The 2,500-nt window shown below is 72.6% G+C and carries 1 protein-coding gene and 1 pseudogene; both read left to right on the forward strand.

The genetic code is table 11. The features are described from left to right. Positions 1–276: pseudogene (locus ACLN58_RS20910) on the forward strand (FAD-binding molybdopterin dehydrogenase); the annotation flags it as partial. Position 277: 1 nt separating this feature from the next. Continuing rightward, on the forward strand, positions 278–2,500 hold a 2,223-nt coding region (locus ACLN58_RS20915), incomplete at its 3' end, for a molybdopterin-dependent oxidoreductase (protein ID WP_415857150.1).

The following is a 2,500-nucleotide window of genomic DNA, read 5'->3' on the forward strand; positions in this document are numbered from 1 at the left end:
CGCTCGGGGGTCCTGCTGATCGGGCGGCGCGACCCGGACGGCGGCTTCGTGCTGACGGTCACGGCGTCGACGACGCGGCCCGTCCAGCTTCGCTTCGCGGCCGCTGACCTTCCGGACGCCGAGGCGCTCGCCGGCGCGCTCGACGCGGCGATCCCCAGCGACCTGTACCACGACGACATCCACGGCCTGCCCGGGTGGCGGCGCGACATGACCTACCGGCTCGGCGAAGAGCTCCGCGTCGAGCTTCTCGGCGAAACGTACGGAGAGGGGGCCTGACATGGCCATCGAGATCAACGGGCGGCTGGCCGGCGGAGCGCCCCGCCCGGGCCAGTGCCTGCGAACGTTCCTGCGCGAGGAGGGCGCGCTCGGCGTCAAGAAGGGCTGCGACGCAGGCGACTGCGGCGCGTGCACCGTGCACGTCGACGGGGTTCCCGTGCATTCGTGCCTGTACCCGGCGCAGCGCGCGGACGGCCACGCGATCACGACGATCGAGGGCCTCGCGGCGACGTGTTCCCACTCCGCCTCCGAGGGCGCCGCCGCGGGGGCCGGCAACGGCGACCTCCACCCCATGCAGCGGCAGTTCGTCGACGCGCAGGGCTTCCAGTGCGGCTTCTGCACAGCGGGCATGGTCATGACGGCGGCGACGTTCGACGGCGCCCAACTCGCCAACCTGCCCCGGAACCTCAAGGGCAACCTGTGCCGCTGCACGGGGTACGCCGCGATCGAGACCGCGGTCACGGGCGCGGGCCAGGGCGGGCCGACGGACGGGCAGTTCGGTGATGACGTCCCGGCGCTCGCGGGCTCGCGGATCGTCTCGGGGACGGAGAGATACACGCTCGATGTCACCGACGCGGACGTTCCCGGCGGCCAGGCCGCGCTCCTGCACCTCAAGCTCGTGCGCTCGCCGCACGCCCACGCGCGGATCCGTTCCCTCGACGCCTCGGCCGCGCTCGCCGTGCCCGGGGTCGTTGCCGTCTTCACGTCCGAGGATGGGCCCGGCGTGCTCTATTCGAGTGCCCAGCACGAGATCGTCGAGGACGATCCCGACGATACGCGCCTGTTCGACACCGTGGTGCGCTTCAGCGGGCAGCGGGTGGCCGCCGTCGTCGGCGAAAGCGTCGCCGCAGCGGAGGCGGGGGTGCGCGCCGTCGTCGTCGACTACGAAGTGCTGCCCGCAGTGCTGACTCCCGAGGAAGCCCTCGCGCCGGGCGCGCCGCTCGTTCACGGGGAGAAGGACGCAGCCCTTTCGCGGATCGCCGACCCGGGGCGGAACGTCGTCGCCGAGCTGCACTCCGAGGTGGGGGACGTCGAGGCGGGCCTCGCCGCCGCGGACTTCGTGTACGAGGATACGTTCCGGACCCAGCGCGTGCAGCACGTCGCGCTCGAGACGCATTGCTCGATCGCGTGGACCGAGGGCGACCCGCTCGGCGGCTCCGGCGCCCTCGTGGTGCGGTCCTCGACGCAGGTCCCGTTCCTCGCGCGCCGCACGCTCTCGCGGATCTTCGGGCTCCCGCTCGAGCGCGTCCGTGTGGTCACGGGGCGTGTGGGCGGCGGCTTCGGCGGGAAGCAGGAGGTCCTGACCGAGGACGTCGCGGCGCTCGCCGCGCTGCGCCTGGGCCGGCCGGTGCAGCTCGAGTTCACGCGCTCCGAGCAGTTCCAGGCCTCGACCACGCGGCACCCGTTCACCATCAGGCTGCGGGCCGGGGCGAAGCGGGACGGGACGCTCACGGCGCTCGCGCTCGACGTCGTGACGAACACGGGCGCGTACGGGAACCATGCCCCGGGCGTCATGTTCCACGGGTGCAACGAGTCCGTGAGCGTGTACCGGTGCGCGAACAAGAAGATCGATGCGCGCGCCGTCTACACGCACACAGTTCCCGCCGGGGCGTTCCGCGGCTATGGGCTCAGCCAGATGATCTTCGCGGTCGAATCGGCCGTGGATGAGCTCGCAGCCGGCATCGGCATGGACCCGCTCCAATTCCGGCGCCGGAACATGGTCTACCGCGGCGACCCCATGATCGCGTCGCACCCCGAGCCCGAACCCGACGTCCTGTACGGGAGCTATGGCCTCGACCAATGCGTGCGGCTCGTGACGAAGGCCCTCAAGCGTGGCAGGGAGCGCGAGCGGCAGTTCAACGGTCCGCTGGGTACGGGCGAGCTCGGCCCCGAGTGGCTCGTGGGGGAGGGCTCCGCGCTGTCGATGATCGACACCGTGCCGCCGCGCGGGCACCACGCGCACTCACGGATCGCGCTCCTGCCCGACGGGCGGTTCGCCCTCGACGTCGGGACCGCCGAGTTCGGCAACGGCACGAGCACGGTCCACGTGCAGCTCGCGGCGACGGCGCTCTCCGCGGGGGCCGCGGACGTCGAGCTGAGGAACGCCGACACGGCGCTTACCGATCATGACACGGGCGCGTTCGGGTCCACCGGGACCGTCGTGGCGGGGAAGGCCACGCTCGCGGCGGCGCAGGAGCTCGCGGGGCGGATCCTCGCGTTCGCC

Source organism: Sinomonas sp. G460-2, from assembly GCF_047759905.1.
In the GTDB taxonomy this organism is placed as follows: domain Bacteria; phylum Actinomycetota; class Actinomycetes; order Actinomycetales; family Micrococcaceae; genus Sinomonas.